Genomic DNA, 831 nt, shown 5'->3' with positions numbered 1-831 from the left:
AGATGGAAGGTTTCCCGAACTCGGAAGTTTTGTTACTACTCTCAAATGCCATCGAGAGTAGTAACTCCTTCTAGTCGAGACACCTACGGAACTACCTAGAAAACCAGGAGCCACGGCTGCAATTCCTTTGAATTTGTTATTCAGTAGCCTCATTCCCCTATTAAATAAAGGAATTAGCGTACCCCGGCCGGCTGAGCCCTATTGAATTCCAAAAGAGAAGTCCAGGGATATCGATTCCCTGGACTTTCTTATGGGTGCTCAATGTTTCCCCTATCCATTCTCTCTTGCTCTGGCGTAATTGGCCAGTCGGGCAATGCCCGCAGAAGTATTGGGCGTGTGGTCGTGCGTCTTGCGCATTACCTTCTGCGCCTGCTCGATCTTCTCTCTGTCCTTACGTGCCTGGTCTCTGGCAAGCATCACCTTGAGTACGCGGTGGTTGTAGTCATCATCGGATTCCTCAACACGCCTGAGAGGCTTCCAGTCGCTCTCTGAAGGCTTGGAGGAAGCCTCAGGCTCCGATGCCTCAGGCTGTGCGCCGTTGGCGCTTACAGAGGCATCGAGGGACGCGGGTACGTGGGCAACGTCCTTCCTTCTGCTCTTGGGAATGAACGATGCACGAGACTTCTTAGTCTCACCAGGAGCAGGAGACGCGGGAGCGTCGACTACGTCTACCAGAGGAGAGATACCAATCTCTTCAATAACTACCTCACCAGGAATGACCAGAGGAGACTTAGTCTCTACCAGAGGAGATCCCTGGTTATCCTTCTGGACATGAGTAACTCCCCCATTATTAGATGAACTATCTACTGAACTATCTCTTGAATTATTGGA

Annotated in this window: 1 protein-coding gene; it reads right to left on the bottom strand. The window is 50.8% G+C overall.

Annotation, left to right across the window (positions count from 1 at the left end; all coding sequences use genetic code 11):
- Positions 1 to 270: 270 nt before the first annotated feature.
- The coding region (locus ACFY9I_RS42380) for a hypothetical protein (protein WP_391012850.1) at positions 271 to 831 on the bottom strand (561 nt) is incomplete at its 5' end.

The organism is Streptomyces sp. NPDC012510 (genome assembly GCF_042955065.1).
Lineage (GTDB): Bacteria > Actinomycetota > Actinomycetes > Streptomycetales > Streptomycetaceae > Streptomyces.
Note: the sequence above shows the minus strand (reverse complement) of the source record. Positions and strands in the feature narration are given on the sequence as shown.